The sequence below is a fragment of the Rhodopseudomonas sp. NSM genome (assembly GCF_052445935.1).
GTDB lineage: Bacteria > Pseudomonadota > Alphaproteobacteria > Rhizobiales > Xanthobacteraceae > Rhodopseudomonas.
This window is the reverse complement of record NZ_JBQTCH010000003.1, coordinates 680,725-699,970: the sequence shown is the minus strand read 5'-3', so window position 1 is coordinate 699,970 and position 19,246 is coordinate 680,725. Positions and strand designations below refer to the sequence as shown.

At 65.7% G+C, this 19,246-nt stretch carries 18 protein-coding genes; 11 read left to right on the top strand and 7 right to left on the bottom strand.

Going from position 1 to position 19,246, the window contains the following annotated elements:
• Positions 1 to 58 precede the first annotated feature (58 nt).
• The 5 genes from ACTZWT_RS11575 to ACTZWT_RS11555 all read left to right on the top strand — a co-directional run bounded on the left by ACTZWT_RS11575 (position 59) and on the right by ACTZWT_RS11555 (position 4,711).
• Positions 59 to 883 (top strand): transglutaminase family protein, encoded by an 825-nt coding sequence (locus ACTZWT_RS11575; RefSeq protein ID WP_444769808.1) that lies wholly within the window; start codon positions 59 to 61, stop codon positions 881 to 883.
• 148 nt (positions 884 to 1,031) lie between these two features.
• A complete protein-coding gene (locus ACTZWT_RS11570) occupies positions 1,032 to 1,778 on the top strand; it encodes a peptidase (RefSeq protein WP_444769807.1) in 747 nt (248 codons plus the stop codon).
• Between the two features lie 250 nt (positions 1,779 to 2,028).
• Positions 2,029 to 2,535, top strand: a complete 507-nt coding sequence (locus ACTZWT_RS11565; RefSeq protein ID WP_444769806.1) for a GNAT family N-acetyltransferase — start codon at positions 2,029 to 2,031, stop codon at positions 2,533 to 2,535.
• Positions 2,536 to 2,647: 112 nt separating this feature from the next.
• The gene (locus ACTZWT_RS11560) at positions 2,648 to 3,835 is read left to right on the top strand and encodes a GNAT family N-acetyltransferase (RefSeq protein WP_444769805.1); all 1,188 of its coding nucleotides are present in this window, start codon (positions 2,648 to 2,650) and stop codon (positions 3,833 to 3,835) included.
• Between the two features lie 117 nt (positions 3,836 to 3,952).
• A complete protein-coding gene (locus tag ACTZWT_RS11555) occupies positions 3,953 to 4,711 on the top strand; it encodes an SDR family oxidoreductase (protein ID WP_444769804.1) in 759 nt (252 codons plus the stop codon).
• Positions 4,712 to 4,735: 24 nt separating this feature from the next.
• Here ACTZWT_RS11555 and ACTZWT_RS11550 read toward each other — a convergent pair whose 3' ends face one another.
• Entirely contained in the window at positions 4,736 to 5,536 is an 801-nt protein-coding gene (locus tag ACTZWT_RS11550) for a class I SAM-dependent methyltransferase (protein WP_444769803.1), read from the bottom strand.
• 102 nt (positions 5,537 to 5,638) lie between these two features.
• Between ACTZWT_RS11550 and ACTZWT_RS11545 the strand changes: the two genes are divergently transcribed.
• Positions 5,639 to 5,980, top strand: coding sequence for a hypothetical protein (locus ACTZWT_RS11545; protein ID WP_444769802.1), 342 nt, complete (start codon positions 5,639 to 5,641; stop codon positions 5,978 to 5,980).
• Positions 5,981 to 6,000: 20 nt separating this feature from the next.
• Here ACTZWT_RS11545 and ACTZWT_RS11540 read toward each other — a convergent pair whose 3' ends face one another.
• From ACTZWT_RS11540 to ACTZWT_RS11530, 3 genes are all read right to left on the bottom strand, one after another.
• Entirely contained in the window at positions 6,001 to 6,780 is a 780-nt protein-coding gene (locus tag ACTZWT_RS11540) for a hypothetical protein (protein ID WP_444769801.1), read from the bottom strand.
• A gap of 78 nt (positions 6,781 to 6,858) precedes the next feature.
• Complete coding sequence (locus tag ACTZWT_RS11535; RefSeq protein WP_444769800.1) at positions 6,859 to 7,344, bottom strand: cupin domain-containing protein; 486 nt, start codon at positions 7,342 to 7,344, stop codon at positions 6,859 to 6,861.
• Complete coding sequence (locus tag ACTZWT_RS11530; RefSeq protein WP_444769799.1) at positions 7,334 to 8,437, bottom strand: RuBisCO large subunit C-terminal-like domain-containing protein; 1,104 nt, start codon at positions 8,435 to 8,437, stop codon at positions 7,334 to 7,336. The genes ACTZWT_RS11535 and ACTZWT_RS11530 overlap by 11 nt, the downstream gene beginning before the upstream one ends.
• A gap of 191 nt (positions 8,438 to 8,628) precedes the next feature.
• Here ACTZWT_RS11530 and ACTZWT_RS11525 point away from each other — a divergent pair, with 191 nt between their 5' ends.
• On the top strand, positions 8,629 to 9,879 hold the full coding sequence (locus ACTZWT_RS11525) for a NupC/NupG family nucleoside CNT transporter (RefSeq protein ID WP_444769798.1): 1,251 nt from the start codon (positions 8,629 to 8,631) through the stop codon (positions 9,877 to 9,879).
• A gap of 36 nt (positions 9,880 to 9,915) precedes the next feature.
• Here ACTZWT_RS11525 and ACTZWT_RS11520 read toward each other — a convergent pair whose 3' ends face one another.
• A complete protein-coding gene (locus tag ACTZWT_RS11520; protein ID WP_444769797.1) occupies positions 9,916 to 12,546 on the bottom strand; it encodes an EAL domain-containing protein in 2,631 nt (876 codons plus the stop codon).
• A 633-nt stretch (positions 12,547 to 13,179) separates the two neighbouring features.
• On the opposite strand from ACTZWT_RS11520, the gene ACTZWT_RS11515 reads away from it, so the two are divergent.
• A complete protein-coding gene (locus tag ACTZWT_RS11515; RefSeq protein WP_444769796.1) occupies positions 13,180 to 14,892 on the top strand; it encodes a hypothetical protein in 1,713 nt (570 codons plus the stop codon).
• A gap of 31 nt (positions 14,893 to 14,923) precedes the next feature.
• Here ACTZWT_RS11515 and ACTZWT_RS11510 read toward each other — a convergent pair whose 3' ends face one another.
• The gene (locus ACTZWT_RS11510; protein WP_444769795.1) at positions 14,924 to 15,208 is read right to left on the bottom strand and encodes an usg protein; all 285 of its coding nucleotides are present in this window, start codon (positions 15,206 to 15,208) and stop codon (positions 14,924 to 14,926) included.
• Between the two features lie 440 nt (positions 15,209 to 15,648).
• Between ACTZWT_RS11510 and ACTZWT_RS11505 the strand changes: the two genes are divergently transcribed.
• From ACTZWT_RS11505 to ACTZWT_RS11495, 3 genes are all read left to right on the top strand, one after another.
• A complete protein-coding gene (locus tag ACTZWT_RS11505) occupies positions 15,649 to 15,966 on the top strand; it encodes a co-chaperone GroES (RefSeq protein ID WP_322516671.1) in 318 nt (105 codons plus the stop codon).
• Between the two features lie 178 nt (positions 15,967 to 16,144).
• Positions 16,145 to 17,788: a chaperonin GroEL gene (gene groL, locus ACTZWT_RS11500; RefSeq protein WP_322516670.1), complete on the top strand. Its 1,644-nt coding sequence runs from the start codon at positions 16,145 to 16,147 to the stop codon at positions 17,786 to 17,788.
• Positions 17,789 to 17,919: 131 nt separating this feature from the next.
• Complete coding sequence (locus tag ACTZWT_RS11495) at positions 17,920 to 18,816, top strand: hypothetical protein (protein WP_444769794.1); 897 nt, start codon at positions 17,920 to 17,922, stop codon at positions 18,814 to 18,816.
• 70 nt (positions 18,817 to 18,886) lie between these two features.
• On the opposite strand, the gene ACTZWT_RS11490 is transcribed toward ACTZWT_RS11495, so the two are convergent.
• Entirely contained in the window at positions 18,887 to 19,183 is a 297-nt protein-coding gene (locus tag ACTZWT_RS11490) for a helix-turn-helix domain-containing protein (RefSeq protein ID WP_444769793.1), read from the bottom strand.
• Between the last annotated feature and the right edge of the window lie 63 nt (positions 19,184 to 19,246).

The following is a 19,246-nucleotide window of genomic DNA, read 5'->3' as shown; positions in this document are numbered from 1 at the left end:
CCGAGCCTGATATAGTCCGCCGCGCTCCTGCCGCCGCGACGACCCGGAATGCCGATCCATGCGCCTGCGAATTTCCCACACCACGACCTATCGCTACGAGCCCGCCGCCACCGGGGTGATCCAGGTGCTGCGGATGACGCCCGGCAGCCATGACGGCCAGTATGTCGCCGACTGGCAGATCGACGTCTCGGCCGACGTCAGGCTCGACATGCACTACGATGCGTTCGGCAACGCCACCCACGTGCTGACGATCGGCGCCACCGAGGACCTCACCATCACCGCCGAGGGTCTGATCGAGACCATCGACACCGGCGGGGTGATGCGCGGCACCGACGAGCGGTTTCCACCGCAACTGTTCCTGCGCTCGACCGAGCTGACCGAACTCAGCCCGGCGATGGCCGCCTTCACCCGCGAAGTCGGCGGCGCCGAGGGCGATGTCATCAGCTTCCTGCACGCGCTGATGACGCGGATGAACGACCATATGACGTTCGACAGCGATCCGACCCATTCCGGCACCACTGCGGCGGAAGCCTTCACGCTGCGCCGCGGCGTCTGTCAGGATTACGCGCATGTGTTCATCGCCTGCGCCCGCGCCAGCGGCGTCCCCGCACGATTCGTCGCGGGACATTTCCTGCGCGCCGACGGCGAGGTGCATCAGCAGGCCGGCCATGCCTGGGCCGAGGCCTATGTCCCCGCGCTCGGCTGGGTCGGCTTCGATCCCGCCAACGGCATCTGCTCGACCGACGCCCACGCCCGCGTCGCGATCGGGCTGGATTATCTCGGCGCCGCCCCGGTCCGCGGCACCCGCTACGGCGGCGGGCTCGAGACGCTGACCGTCGCCGTCAAGGTCGATCAGGCCGGCCGCCAATTCCAGTCGCAATAGCGTCACCACCGCCGCGCAGATTGCGGCCATTGGACCGCGCCGCGGGTTCCGGAGGGGCTGGACGGGGCCCGTCAAATGGCTAGTGTCCGCGAACCGCACCGAAGCTGGTGCCTGCTTTCCCTTTGAGACGGATTGGTTCGAGGACGCGATGACCTATTGCTGCGGAGTGCTGGTCCAGGACGGCCTGGTGATGGTCGCCGATACGCGGACCAATGCCGGGCTCGACAACATCTCGACCTTCCGGAAACTGCACGTCTTCAACCGGCCCGGCGACCGCATCATGGCGATCGCCAGCGCCGGCAATCTGTCGATCAGCCAGTCGGTGCTGTCGACCCTGACCGAAGGTCTCGAAGATCCCGAGACCGGCGAACACGAAACGCTGCTCGACTCGCCGACGATGTTTCAGGCCGCGCAGCGGATCGGCCGCGTGATCCGGCACGTCAACGCCACCGAGGCGCAGGCGCTGAAGGCCGAGGAGATCAATTACGAGGTGTCGTTCCTGTTCGGCGGCCAGATCAAGGGCGAGCGGATGCGCCTGTTCATGATCTATCCGGCCGGCAATTTCATCGAATGCACCATCGACACGCCCTATCTGCAGATCGGCGAGCACAAATACGGCAAGCCGGTGCTGGACCGCGCCATCACCTACGACGTCGAACTCTACGAGGCGCTGAAAACCAGCCTGATCTCGATGGATTCGACGATGCGATCCAATCTCGGCGTCGGTCTGCCGATCGACGTGCTGGTGGTCCGCACCGACGTCTGCGACGCCGACCTCAACCACCGCATCGAAGCCGGCGAGCCGTATTTCCACGATCTGCGCTCGCGCTGGTCCGCCGCGCTGCGCGCCGCCCACAAGAACATCCCGCGGCCGCCCTATGGGGATCAGAAGTAGTTCGCCGGCGACTTGATCTCCACATGGCCGCAAACACCATTCGACATGACGATGCAGGAGACGCCGCCGCGCTCCCTCTCCCCGCGTGCGGGGAGAGGGTCGGGGTGAGGGGGCGTCTCCGCGAGTCTGAGCGGCTCGGCCGCGCCGAGGCGCCCCCTCACCCGACCGGCATCGCTGCGCGACGCCGGCCGACCTCTCCCCGCACGCGGGGCGAGGTGGCGCACATTCCGCGGCACGCGCCACGATGAGCATGACCGCCGCTGCCCGCTGGCGCCCGATGACTGCCGCGGATCTCGCCGCGGTGAATGCCGTCGCCGCACAGGTCCACGTCGCGTTTCCGGAAGACGCCGCGGTCTTCGCCGAGCGTCTCGCGCTCTATCCCGCCGGCTGCTTCGTGCTCGGTGGCGATGGCGACGGCATCAGCGGCTACGTCGTCAGCCATCCGTGGCGGATCGCCGAGCCGCCCGCGCTCGACACGCTGCTCGGCAGTCTCCCCTCGCCGGCGTCGACCTACTACATTCACGACGTCGCGCTGTTGCCGCATGGCCGCGGCCACGGCGCCGGTGCGGCGGTGATCGCGCTGCTGCTGCGGCAAGCGGTGGCGGCCGGCCTGGACAGCATCTCGCTGGTCGCGGTGAACGGATCGCGCCGGTTCTGGCACAGGCTGAATTTTCACGAGATGGAAAATCCCGCGCTGGCGGCAAAACTCGCCAGCTACGGCCCGGACGCCTGCTACATGGTTCGCGCGGTAGAGTGAGGTTAACTGTATCGTCCGATGCCGTCGGCGGAAAATGCCCGCAGCCGTTATATAATCGGATGCCGCGGCCCGATCGCGCGCATCGCCGTCCGCATCGACACCGGAGTTCCACATGATCAGCAATGCCGGCCCTGCGAGTGCCAATGGCGAGCGGCTGGAGATTGTCCGGACCGCCGAACGGTTGCAGGAGATCGGCCCGGTCTGGGAAGCGCTGTGGGACGAATCCGGCGCCTATGTGTTCCAGAGCCATGCCTGGACCGCGGCGTGGTGGCACGCGGTGCCGGACCGGCAGCGCCGTGAGCTGTTCGTCGTTCTGGCATGGCGACACGACACGCTCGTCGCAGTGCTGCCGCTGGCGACCTGCCGCTGGCACGGCGTCCGTGTGCTGGAATGGGCCGCCAAGGACTACTCCGACTATTGCGACGCGCTGCTGCGTCCGGGCGTCGGCCCGGCGGTGGTGCAGCGGATGTGGGACTATCTCGATCAGCAGGGCGGTTTCGACGCCGCCTATCTCGGCCATGTGCTGCCGACGGCGATCGTGAACACGCTGACCACGCGGACGGACGGAGGCGGCGTCGCGCTGCGGCCGCATCACCGGCAGGCCACGAGCCTGCGCGTGGTCGGCCCATGGAGTAACAGCCAGGCCTGGTTCGACACTCATTCGGGCAATGCGCGGCGCAACTATCGCCGCGGTCTCAAGAGCCTGGCGGAGAACGCCAAGGTCGAATTCCGGCTGCTGTCGCCCGACGAGCCGCTCGGCCCGGCACTGCGGCGCTGCGCCGAGCTGAAGCGCGCCTGGTGCGCCCGCAACGGGCTGGTCGCGCCGCTGTTCGACGCGGATTCGCCGATGCTGGAAGCGCTGGCGCAGGTACTCGCCGACAAGAAGCTGCTGCGCGTGTTCGTGCTCGAGCGCGACGGCGTGATCATCGCCATGACGGTGAACCTGATGCAGCACGACACCATGATGGCCTATGTCACCACCTACGACGCCGCGTTCGAACGCAGCTCGCCCGGCAACATCCTGCTGTTCGACTACATCCGGTGGTCGATCGATCACGGCGCGACGACGATCGATTTCCTGTGCGGCGACGAAGACTACAAGTATCGCTTCGCCAACCAGCAGGTCATCCTGCAATCCTTCGCCGGCGGACGCACGTTGCTGGGCAAGGCGGCGATCCTGTCGGACAAGGCGCTGCACGCCATCAAGGCGTTCCGCGCCCGATCGCAGAGCCGCCCGTCGAAATCCGCGGCGAAGCCGGACGATCGGGGGGCCCTCGGCGCGCCGGTCGGCGAACCATAGCTTCATTTCGGTTCGGCCCCTCGCCTCGATGCCGGCCGTCTTGTTGAAGCGCAGCACAGCCTCTACGATCCCGCGAACATTCACAACGAACAGCAAGAAACTCCGGGGAGAGAGCCAATGGCTGATACCAGGATCGCAATCGTCACCGGCGCGGGCACCGGCGTCGGCCGCGCCGCGTCGCTGGCGCTGATGCAGATCGGCTTCACCGTCGTGCTCGCCGGCCGCAGGCTCGAACTGCTGCAGGAAACGCAGAAGCTCGGCGAAGCCATCGGCGAAAGTCTCCCGGTGCAGGCCGACATGGCCGATCCCGCCTCGATCGCCGCGCTGTTCGACAGGACGGTCGCCAGCTACGGCCGGCTCGATCTGTTGTTCAACAATGCCGGCATGGGCGCGCCGCCGGTGCCGTTCGAGGAGCTGCCGCTGGCGCAATGGCAGGCGGTAGTCGATACCAATCTCACCGCGCCGTTTTTGTGCACCCAGCACGCCTTCCGAATCATGAAGGACCAGACCCCGCGCGGCGGCCGCATCATCAACAACGGCTCGATTTCGGCGCATGCGCCGCGGCCGTTCTCCGCCGCCTACACCTCGACCAAGCACGCCATCTCCGGGCTCACCAAGTCGTCCAATCTCGATGGCCGCGCCTATGACATCGCGGTCGGCCAGATCGACATCGGCAATGCCGCAACGCCGATGACCGATCGCATGGTCGCAGGCCCCGGCGTGCTGCAGCCCGACGGCTCGACCCGGCACGAGCCGCGGATGGACGCCAAGGCCGTCGGCGACGCCGTCGCCTACATGGCCGGCCTGCCGCTCGACGCCAATGTGCTGTTCATGACGGTGATGGCCACCAAGATGCCGTTCGTCGGCCGCGGCTGACGCGCACGACGCGGTGCGCCGCCGTCACACCGGCCGGGTGAGCGCCTTCAGCGCCGCGGACAGATGGCTTCGGACCTGCAGCGCGCGGCGCAGCGGATCGCGCTGCCCGGCCAGTTCCGCGTCGCGTCGCTCGAACGCGCTGTCGCGAACCGGCGCGAGCGTCGCGATCTGGCTCGGCTCGGCGGAGCGCGGCGCAAAGTCGACCGCCGCCAGATCGCCGGGCACAAGATCGGCCCGCATCGACAACCGGGCGAGCTGGGCGCGGGCGTGATTCCGTCCCGCCTGCTCCGGCTCCAGCTGCGGCTTCTGCGCCACTGCGACGGCATCGCGCCAGATGTTGCTTCGATACACCTGACGCCGTTGCACGCTGGCATCGATCACGACGAGGCCCGCCGCCTCCGCCAGCGCCGGAAGCCCATCGGGATTGTAGCGGAAACAGTCTTCGGGATAGCGATGCACATGTCCGGCGCTGGGAGCCGCCAGGAAGACGAGCCCACGCGGACGCAACACGCGGGCGATTTCCTGAACCAGACGCCAGGGATGGCGGGTGTGCTCCAGCACCTGACTGCACAGCACGACATCCTGACTGTCGTCCGCAATCTCGGTCCAATCGTAGCCGTCGGACACCACCAGATCGACATTCGGTCCGGGCTCGATGTCCATGCCGAGATACGACCACCCACGCCGTACGACGTCCGGCCGATGGGTGTCGGCGCCGTCGATGGCGCAGCTTCCCACGTCCATCACCGAGAGCGGCCGGCCGACATGCGCCGGCAGATAGACGTCGAGAAAAACCCGGAACTTGTCCAAAGCCGATTGATGCATGCGATCCGCCCACCGTCTCTTGCTTTGCTGGAAACAAGCAGAAACATTAGGCGGTCAGCTTCACATATCCAACCGGCATCATCGCCACAGGGAGACGCCATCATGACGACCTGCAACGAGAGCCACCACGCCAACCACGATCATCAGCATGGTCCCGCCTGCGGTCACACCGCGGTCAGGCACGACGGCCATGTCGACTATCTGCACGACGGCCATCTGCACCACATGCACGGCGATCACGTCGACGAGCACGTCATTGCCGTCAGCGACACCAATCCGGTGCAGTGCACGCCGCAGACCGCCTGCGCCGGCCACACTCACGGCCCCGGTTGCGGCCACGAGGCGGTGCCGCACGGCGATCATGTCGATTATCTGGTCGACGGCCGCCTGCACCATCCGCACGCCGGCCATTGCGACGACCACGGCCCGATCGAACTCGCCTGAGTTCCGGACCTGCCCGGCAGCTACCAGCTGATGACGTAGCTGCCGGTGTATGGGCTGCCACCCGGCAGCACGTTGTTGGTGCCGAGCAGTTCCTGCAGCGCCGGGATATCGGCGGTGGTCTTGGTGCCCCTGCCGCTCCAGCCGATGCCGTTGGACGAGACGCTGAACTCGTTGGTGGTCTGCACCAGGCCCAGGTCGTCGATCCCGGTGATCTTCATCTTGCCCTGCTGCGCCGCCGAGAGTTCGGTCTCGTACCTGGCGATGACATCGTTCCAGCCGTCGGACTCCGGCAGCGTGCCGTTCGCCAGCCCGTCCTTCATCCGCGCGATCGCTTCGGGATAGCTGTCGAGCACCGTCTCGACGTGACCCGCCAGCGCGTCGTCGAGCGTCTTGGGCTGAGCGTCGTACAGGCTCTGCAGCGTCTGCACGACATGGTAGACGTTCTGCTCGGCGGTGCTCAGGCCCGAAGCATCGAAATCCTTCGGCATCGGCAGTTGCGCGATCTTGCCGTCGCGCACGAGCGCGCGGACCTGATCGTCGGCAACGCCCCTGGCGGCGTTCGCGAAGGTGCCCGACGCCGCCATGGTCTTGATCAGCGAGATCGCGCCGGCACCGCCGGAGAGCGTCCCATTCGCCGTATAGGTCGACAGCGCGGCGGACGAGCCGCCGGCATTCCATCCGCCGAAGCTCGCGCCGGTCGAGGACTGGCCGGCGCCTTTGCCGGAGGTGGACGCCGAGTGCGACAGCAATTGCAGCACGGCGACATCGTTATGGTAAGACGCAGCACTTCCGATCCGCATGGAAGCCCCCATTCATAATAGGGTGGATCGTTACGTTCGCCGAGTTAATGAATTGATAAGGATATCGGCAGCGGGACCTTATTCCGGGGGCGAACAGGTCCGGATGAAATCCGCCACCGCCGGGCTCGCCCGCAGCTCTGCGAGATCGCCCTCGCCCGGCAGTTGCGGCCGGTCGCGCTCGGCGTTCACCACGCAGAGAAAGCCGAGGCAGTCGCCGGCATTGGCGCGGAACTGATGCCAGGTCATCGGCGGGATGAACACCAGGTCGCCCGCCGCCACGTCGCTGATCGTAGCGCCCACCAGGCACTGCCCGCGGCCGCGATGGATCATCACCGCATGGACATGCGCGTGCCGCTCCAGCGTCGAGTGGCCGCCGTCATCGACCTCGAAATAGCGCCATTCGCAGGCGAGGTTCGGATCGGCGAACAGCACCTGCCGCGTCACGTCGCGAAACGGCGCGGCGTCGGCCTGCTTGTACGGCATCAGCGCGACGCCGTCCCAACGGCCGGGCGTCGTCTGTCTGCGGACGCCGGGCTGCTCGTTGCTGGTCTCGTCACTGGCCATGGGCTGCGACCTCCGCGACGAATTCCGCCGCCTGTTCGCTGAGGCGCTCGCGCGCCGCGAGCAGGCTGCCGCCGATCAGCAGCATCACGTCCTCACCATAGAACGCCAACAGCTCGCCGACGCGATCGATCGCGATGCCGCCCGCCGGCACCGGCAGGCACGGCTTCAGCCCGCCCCAGTCGCCGCGCGCCGCATCCGCCAAAGCGCGGCAGGTTTCGGGCGTGTAGGCGAACCGCCCGCCATGATGCGGAAACACCGTGGCGTCGGCGCCGAACAGCCGGAACAGTTTTCCGAGCAGCAGCAGCGGCGCGATCCTGGTCGCGCCCGACAGCGCCGGATGCGCCAGCACCGCCAGCCCCTCGGCCTCCCGGGCGATCGCATGGAAGTTCGACAGCCCGACGATCATCGGCATCATCATCAGCGCGGGGATACTTTCTGCACGGATCAGGTCGAGCTGGCGCCGCATGTCGTCGAGCGAGCCGGTGACGTGCGGGGCGTACAGCGTCCGCCGTCCGCTCGCCTGATTGGCGGCGTCCACCGCGCCCCCGACCGCGGCGATCCGGGCCGCGAACGGGCTGTAGGCCTGATCGGCGAGTCCGTGATCGTCCTTGATCAGATCGACGCCACCCTCCGCGAGTTGCCGCGCGATCGCGGCCAGCGCCGCGGGCGCGAGTCCCTGCGGCTTCAGCGCCGAGGCGGTCAGCGCCCGGCCGTGCACGCCGGTCAGCGCGCGGATGCCGTCGAGGCCGAGCTTCGGGCCGCCGAACGCTTCGGGATAGGACGGCGGCAGTTCGACATCGACCAGCGCGACGTCGGGCTGGATCGAGGCGTTGCCGAACAGCATGTTGATCAATTGTCCGGGCTCCGCCGGCGCCGTCGCGGACGCCAGCGCGATTCGCACCGCGTAGCGGCCGCTCTCCAGCTCGTCGATCCGCGCGACACGACCGAGAATCGCGTCGCACACCCAGGGGTCGCCGATCGCATCGAGCGGGCATTCGACGCTCTGCTCGATCGCGAGCCCCTGCGCGCGGTCGGCGATCCGTCCGGGCTCGCTCGTCACATGATAGGTCGCGATGATTCGATCGTTCGTCATCCGCTGCCGTCCCGCCGCGCCCCGCCGACGCGACGGCCTCTCTAGCACGGCGCGCATGACAGCGCCGCGATGCGGCAGACTTCGCGACGCCGTCTCGCGCGGTCAGGCCCTGAGCACAAAGTCGCAGATCGAATCTGCCCCACCCATGCTGGTCACCGCGCCCGGCATCGGCATAATGGCGCGGGGGACTGATGCTGCAACTTCAATCTGCTGTTGGAATCTTCGCGCTGCTGATGCTCGCCTGGGCCTGCGGCGAACATCGTGACCGCGTCTCGCTGCGCCAAATCGTGATCGGGCTCGCGGTGACGATCGGCACCGCCGCGCTGATGCTCAAGCTGCCGGGCGCGGCGCAAGCCTTCGGCGCGATCAACGAGGCGGTCGGCGTGATCGCCGCGGCGACCCGCGCCGGCACCTCGTTCGCGTTCGGCTATCTCGGCGGCGGCGCGGCCCCGTTCGACGTCAAGGCGCCCGGCGCGGATTTCATCCTCGCCTTCCAGGCGCTGCCGATCGTGCTGGTGATGAGCGTGCTCACCACGCTGCTGTTCTACTGGAGGATCCTGCCGCCGATCGTGCACGGCATGTCGTGGCTGCTGGAGCGCACGCTCGGCGTCGGCGGCGCGGTCGGGCTGTCGACCGCGGCCAACGTGTTTCTCGGCATGGTCGAGGCGCCGCTGTTCATCCGGCCGTATCTGGCGCAGCTCACCCGCAGCGAGCTGTTCCTGGTGATGACCGGCGGCATGGCCGGCATCGCCGGCACCGTGCTGGTGCTCTACGCCACCCTGCTGGCGCCGCATCTGCCCGATGCGGCGGCGCATTTCGTCATCGCCTCGGTGCTCGGCGCGCCGGCGGCGATCCTGATCAGCCTGATCATGGTGCCCGAGACCGAGCCGCGCGCGACCGGCGGCGCGCTGGCCGATCCGGAGCGGATCGCGGTCAGCAGCATCGACGCCGTGGTCAAAGGCACCGCCGCCGGGCTCGAACTGCTGCTCAACATCATTGCGATGCTGATCGTGCTGGTGGCGCTGGTGTATCTCGCCAACGCGGCGCTCGGCATTCTGCCGGACATCGGCGGCGCGCCGATCTCGCTGCAGCGGATGCTGGGCTATGCGATGGCGCCGGTGTGCTGGCTGCTCGGCCTGCCGTGGCCCCAGGCCGTCACCGCAGGCTCGCTGATGGGCATCAAGACCGTGCTCAACGAGCTGATCGCCTATGTCGAACTGTCGAAGCTCGCGCCCGACGCGCTCGATCCGCGCTCGCGGCTGATCATGCTGTATGCGCTGTGCGGCTTCGCCAATTTCGGCAGCCTCGGCATCATGCTCGGCGGCCTCACCGCGATGGCCCCGCAGCGCCGCGAGGAGATCGCCGCGCTCGGCCTGAAATCGATCGTCTCCGGCACCCTCACCACCTGCCTGATGGGCGCGGTGGTCGGCGTGATGACGTAAACCCGTGGCTCCGAACGACGCCGTTGCGAAGCCCGCCTAGCCCAGCCGCCTGACGGCGGCGGCGCGAATCTCGGACGACGAAGCCGCCGACTTTTCTGCGATACGCCGGGTCATCGCCTCCGCGCGCCGGGCGCTGTAGTCGACCAGCCAGAGCTCGAACGCGGCCGGCGTCAGCGCCGGCGCGTAGAGGAAGCCCTGGACGGCGTCGCATCCCAGCTCCGCCAGCACCGCGAATTGCCCGTCGGTCTCGACGCCCTCGGCGATCACGCTCAGTTGCAGGCTCTGGCCGACACGAACGACCGCGGTCACCACCGCCCGCGCACTCGACTGCTGCTCGATGTCGCTCATGAAGCCGCGATCGATCTTCAATTCGCGGATCGGCAGCTGCGCGAGCTGGCTGAGACTTGAATAGCCGGTGCCGAAATCGTCGAGCGACAGCCCGACGCCGAGCCTGCGCAGCGCATTCATGGTCTCGATCGCGAGCGAGCGTTCGTTCTGGATCACGCCCTCGGTCACTTCGAGCATCAGCACGTCGGGCGGCAGCCGGAATTCGGCAAGGATGTCGGATACCACCGCGGCGAGATTCCGGTTCTGGAAATTGATCGGCGACAGGTTGACGGAAACGCAGGGGATATCCAGCCCCTGCTCCCGCCATGCCGCCATTTGCCGGCACGCGGCGCGAACCGACCACAGCGCGATCTGTTCGATCAGCCCGCATTCCTCGGCGAGCGGGATGAACTTCGCCGGCGACACCGTGCCGAGCACCGGATCGTTCCAGCGCGCCAGCGCCTCGACGCCATGGATGGCGCCGTCGCAGGTCCTGACCTGCGGCTGATAGTGCAGCTCGAGCGCATCGAGCGCGATCGCGTTGCGCAACGCTGCGCCGTAGGCCATGCGCTCCTCGGCCACGCCGTTCATGTCTTCGCTGAAGAACCGATAGGTCGAGCGCCCGGCGCGCTTGGCCTGATACATCGCCGTGTCGGCCTGCCTGATCAACGTATCGATGTCGGTCGCGTTGTCCGGATAAAGGCTGATACCGATGCTGGCGGACATCGGCACCTGCCGGGTCCCGATCCCGAGCGGCTTCGCCAATGCGTCGGCGATCCGCGACGCGACCAGCCCGGCTTCGGCCGCGTCGCGCCCGGGCATGACGATGACGAATTCATCGCCGCCGAGCCGCGCGAGCATGTCGCGCGGCTGAATCTGTCTGCGCAGGCGTTGCGCGAACTCGACCAGGAAATCATCGCCGGCCGCATGGCCGAGCGTGTCGTTGACGTCCTTGAAATTGTCGACGTCGAGGAACGCCAGCGCGACGTGCTTCCCGACCGGACAGGCCGAGGTTGCCTGGCCGATCAGATCGCGCAGACGCGCGCGGTTCGGCAGGCCCGTCAGCATGTCGTAATAAGCGAGCCGTGCGATCTGGGCGCGGGCTTCCTTGCGTTCGATCGCCAGCGCGCCGAGATGCAGGCAGGCCTCGACGATGCGCTCGTGCCAGCGGCTCGGCCCGCGGCATTCCCTGAAATAGAAGGCGAAGGTTCCGATCACGCGGCCGTCCTTGGCCTTGATCGGCGAAGACCAGCAGGCGCGCAGCCCGGCGGCCAGCGGCAGCGCCTTGTACGGCTGCCATCGCGGATCCTTGTCGATATCGGTCGTCAGCACCGGCTCGCCGAAATAGGCTGCTGCCCCGCACGATCCGATCTCCGGCCCGATCGCGATGCCTTCCAGAGCCCGCGAATATTCGTCCGGAAGGCTCGGGCCGCCGAGCGGACGAAGCAGTCCGGAATCGATGTGAAGCAGCGAGGACACCACGTCCGGCGCGATCTTCTCGACGAACCTGCAGATCCGGTCCGCGATCTCGGTGATCGGGATTTCATTGGCCAGCGCGCTCAGGGTCAGTTGCTGCAGCGACCGCAACTGCGCGGTCTCGGAGATGTCGGTCAACAGGGCGAACCGGCGGTAGATCCGCCCGCGTCCGTTGCGCAGCGCCTTGACGTCGGCCGAGACCCAGATCTCGTTGCCGTCCTTGTTGTAGAGCAGGATCTCTTCTTCGCCGCCCTCGTCCTCGACGCCCCTGGACTGCAGGGTCGCAAGCGTTCGGCGATCGGTGTAGCTGCCCGCGAGCAGATCGCCCGCCTGCCGCCCCTTGGCCTCCTCGGCCGAATATCCGAACAGCCGCGTGAAGCTGGCGTTGGTGTAGACGATGTTGAGCTCGCGATCGGTGACGATGCAGGCGCGGCTGGTTCGGTCGGCGATCGACGTCAGCAGCGCCATCCCTTCGCGCTGCTCGTATTCCCGCGTGATGTCGCGGACGAACGCGATGGTGTAGCCACCGCCGAGCCGAACGCGGGAGACCGACACCGCGGCGCGAATGCTCGTTCCATCCTCGCGGCTGATGGCGATTTCGCAACCGGCTTCGCCGAGCGCGCTATCGTCATCGACCGCGCCGAACTCCGGCTGCGCGAGATACGCGCTTAGTTGCGGGCCCAGCACACCGACCTCCCGACCGAGCACCTCGGTGCGATTCAGCCCGAAGATCGCCTCCGCCGCGACGTTGATATACCGCACCAGACGATCGCAATCGACGATCACCACGGCGTCGTTCGCGTGTTCGAGCGCAACCAGCCTGATTTCCGGATCGCCCGCGACGAACCGATCCCTTGTGCCCATCATCCCGTCCTGATACCTGTGGAAACTACGTAGTTTCCCGAGCGGGATACATGCGTGTTCGCACAACCTATTCGCTCAATTAATGAGTAAAGGGTTGGTTCGATCCCCGCCCCCGCGCGGCGGGACTTTCATGCTTAGTAATCCGTTGCCGGCCATCGCATAAACGGCGGAACGCAGATCGGATGCACGGCAAGCGGACCGAAGGCTCCGCGGTGGCCATCACCGGCTCGAAGCCTGCGGCCGGTGTCGCCGCCCCCAATTCCAGCTGTCCGGTTGCATCTTGCGGGCAACTCGCGGGAGCAGCGGTAGCGCGACGTCCGCCGGCGCCGATGCCGCCCTCGGCGGGACGATCCGGCGGACGGATCGCGCACCGCCCGTTCGTCCGGCCGGACGTGCCACGCCCTCCAGGGCAATGTCGCGAAACAGGACGGGATCGGGCGCCACCTCGTCCACCCCCGCGCGCGTCAGGAAATCCCCTTAGAATATGAAAAAATGCGCTCCGGGCAGGCCCGCCCGGCTTCTTCGTTTTTCCTCAATGATGCTATCAGTGTGGTTCCAACGAGCTGGATGTCTCGACCGAGTGGAATACCGCTTCGCAATCGATCAGCCGTCACCTGAGTTGCGGAGATCGGATTGCCAGTCACAACGTTGCGCGATCAGGCGGGCTCGCTCGGGCTGCGCACCCTCCTTGCCGGGCTGGTCGCATGGGCCGCGGCCGCCGCGATCGCTTTCCGCTCCAGCCTGCTGTCGTCGTTCGACTGGATCTTCGGCAGTCCCGGCGACGGACGGCTGATCGCCTATCTGCACGAGCATCTGTTCAACGCGCTGCGCGGGCGCGCCGAATTCCTGTCGCCGCCGTTCTATTTCCCGCAGAAGAACGTGCTTGGCTACACCGACGCCTTCCTGCTCGACATCCTGCCCTATTCGGCGCTCCGCACGCTCGGCCTCGATCCCTTCCTCGCCTCGCAGGTGTTCGCGATCGCGCTGTCGCTGGCCTGTTTCGTCGCCAGCCTGGTGATTCTGGTGCGCTATCTGCGGCTGTCGCCTGCGATCGCGATCTGCGCCGCGGTCCTGATCACGTTTCCCAACAATCTGATGTTCAAGACCGCCGAGGGGCATCCGAATTTCTTCGCGCTGTATTACGTGCCCTGCATCATGCTGCTGGCGCTGTGGGCGATCGAGGATTTCCCGCGGCCGACGCGGTGGTCGCTGGTCCGCGCCGCGCTGGCCGGGCTGCTGTTCGGCCTGTTGTTTTCGACCCTGTTCTACGTCGCGTGGCTGTTCGTCTTCACCGCGCTGTTCGCCTTGTGCGCCGTCGCCGTGCTGCGGTGGCGCGCCATGGTGGCGCTGCTCTGGACCAACATCCGGCCGTGCGCCGCGATGCTCGCCGCGGCCGCGCTCGGCTTCGCGGTGGGCGTGGCGCCGCTGGTCGTGATCTATCTGCCGGCGCTGCACGAATTGTCGGGCCGGTCGTATCGTGAATTTCTCAGCTACGCGCCGTTCCCCAAGGACCTGATCAACGTCAGCCACACCAACCTGATGTGGGGCTGGCTGGTCGACCTCCTGCTCGGCAAGACCGACCACGAGCGGGTTCTCGCCGTGACGCCGCTGCTGACGGCGGCGGCCGTGGCGCTGGTTGTCGTCGTGCGCAGGGCGCGACGGCCGGGCGAAGCGATGCCGTGGCAACTCGTCGTCGGCGTCGCCTGCGTCGCGGTCTGGGCGCTATCGTGGCTGTTCACCTTCCGCGTCGGCACGTTCAGCGTGTTCTGGATCCCCTACCAGATCGTGCCCGGCGCCGTGGCGATCCGGGCCGCCGGGCGAATCCAGTTGCTGGTGCATCTGTGGATGGTGACCGGGCTGGCCGTGCTGCTGCATTATTGGATCACCACCGCGCCGCTCGGCCGGCTGCGGACGCGGCAGGCGATCGCGGCGCTGGTGCTGGCGGTCTGCCTGATCGAGCAGATCAACCTGCAGCCCGGTGAATTGTCGCGACGCGACGAGCTCGCGCGGCTCGCTGCGGTGCCGGCGCCGCCGGCCGATTGCGAGGTGTTCGTGGTCAATTCGGGACCGCCGTCCGACATCTCGCTCAAGGAAGTCGACGCGATGTGGATCTCGATGCGGATCGGCCTGCCGACCATCAACGGCAATTCCGGCTGGTCGCCGCCGGGCTGGCGCCTCGACGACAAGCAGATGGACTATGACGACGCGCTACGGCGCTGGATCAAGCTGGCCGGCGTGACCCAGCGGATCTGCCAGTATCAGCGCGACGCCGGATTCTGGTCGGCCTACGACCCGAACCCGCCGGCGCTGCGGCCGACGGCGGCAGCCGGCCCGCGGACCGACTGAGCCCGTCCGCGGGCTGCCTCGCCTTTGCCGTTCAATGCAGCCGGAACACGCCGTCGACGGTGCGCAGCTCGGCTGGCTTGATCAGCTTCGAATGCGCCACGGTGACAGAGAACAGCGGTCCCTCGAGCTCCTTTTCCCAGAACGACAGGAAGTCCTTCAGCGCCGGAAAGTGCGGAAACAGGTCGTAGTTCTGCCAGGTGTAGCTCTGCAGCAGCCAGTTGCGATCCGGGCGGCGATAGAGAATTTCCGCCGTGGTCAAACCATAGCCGAGCACCTGTTTCTTGAAGTCTTCAGAAACCGCACCTTGTCCGTCCATGCCAACCTCCTGGGCTAGAGCGCATTCAGCAAAAGTGGTGACCGGCTTGCGTCGTCGATGTGCCCTGCAGCTCGTTCTGACTGCCCGCCGGGTCCGGTCTCCACTTCCGCCGGTGGGTGGCCTCAATTGTGACGTCACGAAGTAACTGATCTCAAGCCCAAAAGTTTAACGTTCTGTGTAAAATGTCAGCGTTGGCAGCGACTTACGGGAAGTGCTAGCAGCCGACGGGAAGTCGTGGGGAGGCCGCGGGTGGCGTCGTTGCATTAATCCTGATCAGGGGAATTGGCAGAAGTTCCCCCCGAGTGCCAATTTTTCTGCTATCCACCCTTGTCTCTCCGAATGCGGCGGATTATGTCCTCAATGTCGGCTTGGCACTCGCCGGGCACGACTGCCAATTTCCAGAAATTCTGAAAACTGTTCAGAAACTTAGGAGGATCTGCATGAATTTCCGTCCGCTTCACGACCGCGTCGTGGTCAAGCGCATCGACGCCGAAGAGAAGACCGCTGGCGGTATCATCATTCCTGACTCGGCCAAGGAAAAGCCTTCGCAGGGCGAGATCGTCGCCGTCGGCCCGGGTGGCCGCGACGAAGCCGGCAAGCTGATCCCGATCGACCTCAAGGTCGGTGACCGGGTGCTGTTCGGCAAGTGGTCGGGCACCGAAGTCAAGATCGACAGCAAGGAGCTGCTGATCATGAAGGAAAGCGACATCATGGGCGTCATCACCGACGTCGCCCCCGCCAAGAAGAAGGCGGCCTGACGCACGCAAAGCCCTCACCCTGAGGAGCCGCGGCGCAGCTCGAAGAGCGAAGCCGGGGCGTTTCGAAGGGTGAGCCACGCAACGTTCAACCAGATCATCCTTCGAGACGCCGCCCCGCCCTTCGGCCGGGCCGGCTGCTCAGGATGAGGTCCACAACCAGTTTTCAGGGAAACCTCATATGTCAGCTAAAGAAGTCAAATTCGGCGTCGACGCCCGCGACCGCATGCTGCGCGGCGTGGACATTCTCGCCAATGCGGTGAAGGTCACGCTCGGCCCCAAGGGCCGCAACGTCGTGCTCGACAAGTCGTTCGGCGCGCCCCGCATCACCAAGGACGGCGTCACAGTCGCCAAGGAGATCGAGCTCGAGGACAAGTTCGAGAACATGGGCGCCCAGATGGTGCGCGAAGTGGCCTCGAAGTCGGCCGACGCGGCCGGTGACGGCACCACCACCGCGACCGTGCTGGCCCAGGCGATCGTCCGCGAAGGCGGCAAGGCCGTCGCCGCCGGCATGAACCCGATGGATCTGAAGCGCGGCATCGACCTCGCGGTCGAAGCCGTCGTCGCCGATCTCGTCAAGAACTCCAAGAAGGTCACCTCGAACGAGGAGATCGCCCAGGTCGGCACCATCTCGGCGAACGGCGATGCCGAAATCGGCAAGTTCCTGTCGGACGCGATGAAGAAGGTCGGCAACGAGGGTGTCATCACCGTCGAGGAAGCCAAGTCGCTAGAGACCGAGCTCGACGTCGTCGAGGGCATGCAGTTCGACCGCGGCTACATCTCGCCCTACTTCGTCACCAACGCCGACAAGATGCGCGTCGAATTCGACGACGCCTACATCCTGATCAACGAGAAGAAGCTCTCCAACCTCAACGAACTGCTGCCGCTGCTCGAAGCCGTGGTGCAGACCGGCAAGCCGCTGGTGATCGTCGCCGAGGACGTCGAAGGCGAAGCCCTCGCCACCCTCGTCGTCAACCGCCTGCGTGGCGGCCTGAAGGTCGCGGCCGTCAAGGCGCCGGGCTTCGGCGATCGCCGCAAGGCGATGCTGCAGGACATCGCGATCCTGACCGGCGGCCAGGCGATCTCGGAAGACCTCGGCATCAAGATGGAGAACGTCACGCTCCAGATGCTCGGCAAGGCCAAGAAGGTGATGATCGACAAGGAAAACACCACGATCGTCAACGGCGCCGGCAAGAAGGCCGACATCGAGGCCCGCGTCGCGCAGATCAAGGCGCAGATCGAGGAAACCACCTCGGACTACGACCGCGAGAAGCTGCAGGAGCGTCTGGCCAAGCTCGCCGGCGGCGTCGCGGTGATCCGCGTCGGCGGCGCCACCGAGATCGAGGTCAAGGAGCGCAAGGATCGCGTTGACGACGCGATGCACGCCACCCGCGCCGCGGTCGAGGAAGGCATCGTCCCGGGCGGCGGCGTCGCTCTGCTGCGCGCCTCCGAGCAGCTCAAGCGCATCAAGACCGCGAATGACGACCAGAAGACCGGCGTCGAGATCGTCCGCAAGGCGCTCTCCGCCCCGGCCCGCCAGATCGCCATCAACGCCGGCGAAGACGGCTCGGTGATCGTCGGCAAGGTGCTCGAGAAGGACCAGTACAACTACGGCTTCGACAGCCAGACCGGCGAGTACGGCGACCTGGTCAAGAAGGGCATCATCGACCCGACCAAGGTGGTCCGCACCGCAATCCAGAACGCGGCCTCCGTTGCCGCGCTGCTGATCACCACCGAAGCGATGGTCGCCGAACTCCCGAAGAAGGGTGGCGCCGGCGCCGGCGGCATGCCCCCGGGCGGCGGCATGGGCGGCATGGATTTCTGATCCGGCCACTTCGCTCCACGCGAACTACGCAATGCAGAACCCCGGCGGAAACGCCGGGGTTTTTGTTTGGGGGAAGACATTCTATCTTACAACTTAGCAACTTCGACTAAAGCAGCAGCCAGGGAATCAAAATGGTCGCACAACGGTTTGAAACGGACGTGACGTTTCAATGCCCTGAATGTAAGCAATTGACATCAACCTCAGTTGAAGTGCCAGAGCCTGACTGGTCGGCGATGGAACGTTCGTCTGACATGATGTCAGAGGGATCGACAGAAGTAGTTTGTCCGAGATGCAGCTCGGAGTTTCAAGCCTACGTCTTTAATAGTGGCGGTCATTGTGAGGTGACACTGGATGAATTTCCTGACACTCACGTCAACGCCGACATGGCATTTTTCTCACGGCCAGACGAGGATGATTGGGCAAGCTACGCAGTCCCTGATGACCCAACTGGAATCTTCTTAGACACATATCACCACACAGCGGACCTTTTAAAGGAACACGGCGGCAACGGCGCCCACTTGCTGAATAGAATGATCTTCGCCCAATTGGTGAGTGCACTTGAGGCATATCTCGCAGATACACTGATCAATGCAGTGATGGAAGAAAATGAGATTTTACTGCGGCTGTTAGCTTCTGACTCCGATCTTACGCGTGAAAAATTCACTTTAGTCCAGATCATTTCCGATCCCGAATTCGTCAAGACAAAAGTGCGAAATTACTTAAAGTCTCTTGTCTACCACAACATTCCAAGAGTTCGATCGCTCTACAACGCGGCATTCAAAGTCGACCTATTCAAAATTCTAGGGGATGACGGGCGAGAGAAGCTCCTGCAAGCAATCGAATATCGACATCATTGCGTGCATCGCAATGGAATCGACGGAGACGGAAACCGGCTGGAGGTATTCACCAAGGAATACGTACAGGGGACGGCCGATCTCTTGAAGGGCTTGGTGGAGGCAATTGAAGACGAACGTATGCCCGCCATTTCTTCGCCAAACGGCACTTTTCTTGGCGATGTTGTGTTCTAGGGCAGCCAGCACCCTGGTAAGCGCAGCAATAGTCGAAGACCCGCACTCGAATGACGCTTAGTCAACCTTCTCACCCCTTCCCCTTCCCCTTCACCGGCTGAAAACTGATCTTCAGCCGATGCCCCGTCGCCTTGGCGAACCGCAGCAACGTCCGAGTCGAGGGCTGGCCGCGGCCGCTTTCCAAGCGGGCGACCGTGCTTTGCGTGGTCTTCATGCGGCGCGCGAGTTCGGCTTGGCTGAGGCCGGCGCTGCGACGCGCCTTGGCGATCGCGGCCATCACGGTGAACTCTTCTTCGAGTGCGTCGTACTCCGCGCGATAGGTCGCGTCCTTGCTCCAGGCCTTGTGCAGATCCTTGATTTTGGTCATCGCTCATGCCTTCGTCGTTCCGGGCCCGCGCGCTGAGTTGGCGCGCGCCCCGGAATGACGGGG

What these genes read in the sequence shown, in the direction of transcription:
- ACTZWT_RS11570 (WP_444769807.1), top strand. Translation starts at nt 1,032, where the DNA reads ATGACCTATTGCTGCGGAGTGCTGGTCCAGGACGGCCTGGTGATGGTC.
- ACTZWT_RS11545 (WP_444769802.1), top strand. Translation starts at nt 5,639, where the DNA reads ATGACGACCTGCAACGAGAGCCACCACGCCAACCACGATCATCAGCAT.
- ACTZWT_RS11540 (WP_444769801.1), bottom strand. Translation starts at nt 6,780, where the DNA reads ATGCGGATCGGAAGTGCTGCGTCTTACCATAACGATGTCGCCGTGCTG.
- ACTZWT_RS11520 (WP_444769797.1), bottom strand. Translation starts at nt 12,546, where the DNA reads ATGGGCACAAGGGATCGGTTCGTCGCGGGCGATCCGGAAATCAGGCTG.
- ACTZWT_RS11575 (WP_444769808.1), top strand. Translation starts at nt 59, where the DNA reads ATGCGCCTGCGAATTTCCCACACCACGACCTATCGCTACGAGCCCGCC.
- ACTZWT_RS11535 (WP_444769800.1), bottom strand. Translation starts at nt 7,344, where the DNA reads ATGGCCAGTGACGAGACCAGCAACGAGCAGCCCGGCGTCCGCAGACAG.
- ACTZWT_RS11555 (WP_444769804.1), top strand. Translation starts at nt 3,953, where the DNA reads ATGGCTGATACCAGGATCGCAATCGTCACCGGCGCGGGCACCGGCGTC.
- groL (WP_322516670.1), top strand. Translation starts at nt 16,145, where the DNA reads ATGTCAGCTAAAGAAGTCAAATTCGGCGTCGACGCCCGCGACCGCATG.
- ACTZWT_RS11490 (WP_444769793.1), bottom strand. Translation starts at nt 19,183, where the DNA reads ATGACCAAAATCAAGGATCTGCACAAGGCCTGGAGCAAGGACGCGACC.
- ACTZWT_RS11510 (WP_444769795.1), bottom strand. Translation starts at nt 15,208, where the DNA reads ATGGACGGACAAGGTGCGGTTTCTGAAGACTTCAAGAAACAGGTGCTC.
- ACTZWT_RS11525 (WP_444769798.1), top strand. Translation starts at nt 8,629, where the DNA reads ATGCTGCAACTTCAATCTGCTGTTGGAATCTTCGCGCTGCTGATGCTC.
- ACTZWT_RS11495 (WP_444769794.1), top strand. Translation starts at nt 17,920, where the DNA reads ATGGTCGCACAACGGTTTGAAACGGACGTGACGTTTCAATGCCCTGAA.
- ACTZWT_RS11530 (WP_444769799.1), bottom strand. Translation starts at nt 8,437, where the DNA reads ATGACGAACGATCGAATCATCGCGACCTATCATGTGACGAGCGAGCCC.
- ACTZWT_RS11505 (WP_322516671.1), top strand. Translation starts at nt 15,649, where the DNA reads ATGAATTTCCGTCCGCTTCACGACCGCGTCGTGGTCAAGCGCATCGAC.
- ACTZWT_RS11560 (WP_444769805.1), top strand. Translation starts at nt 2,648, where the DNA reads ATGATCAGCAATGCCGGCCCTGCGAGTGCCAATGGCGAGCGGCTGGAG.
- ACTZWT_RS11565 (WP_444769806.1), top strand. Translation starts at nt 2,029, where the DNA reads ATGACCGCCGCTGCCCGCTGGCGCCCGATGACTGCCGCGGATCTCGCC.
- ACTZWT_RS11550 (WP_444769803.1), bottom strand. Translation starts at nt 5,536, where the DNA reads ATGCATCAATCGGCTTTGGACAAGTTCCGGGTTTTTCTCGACGTCTAT.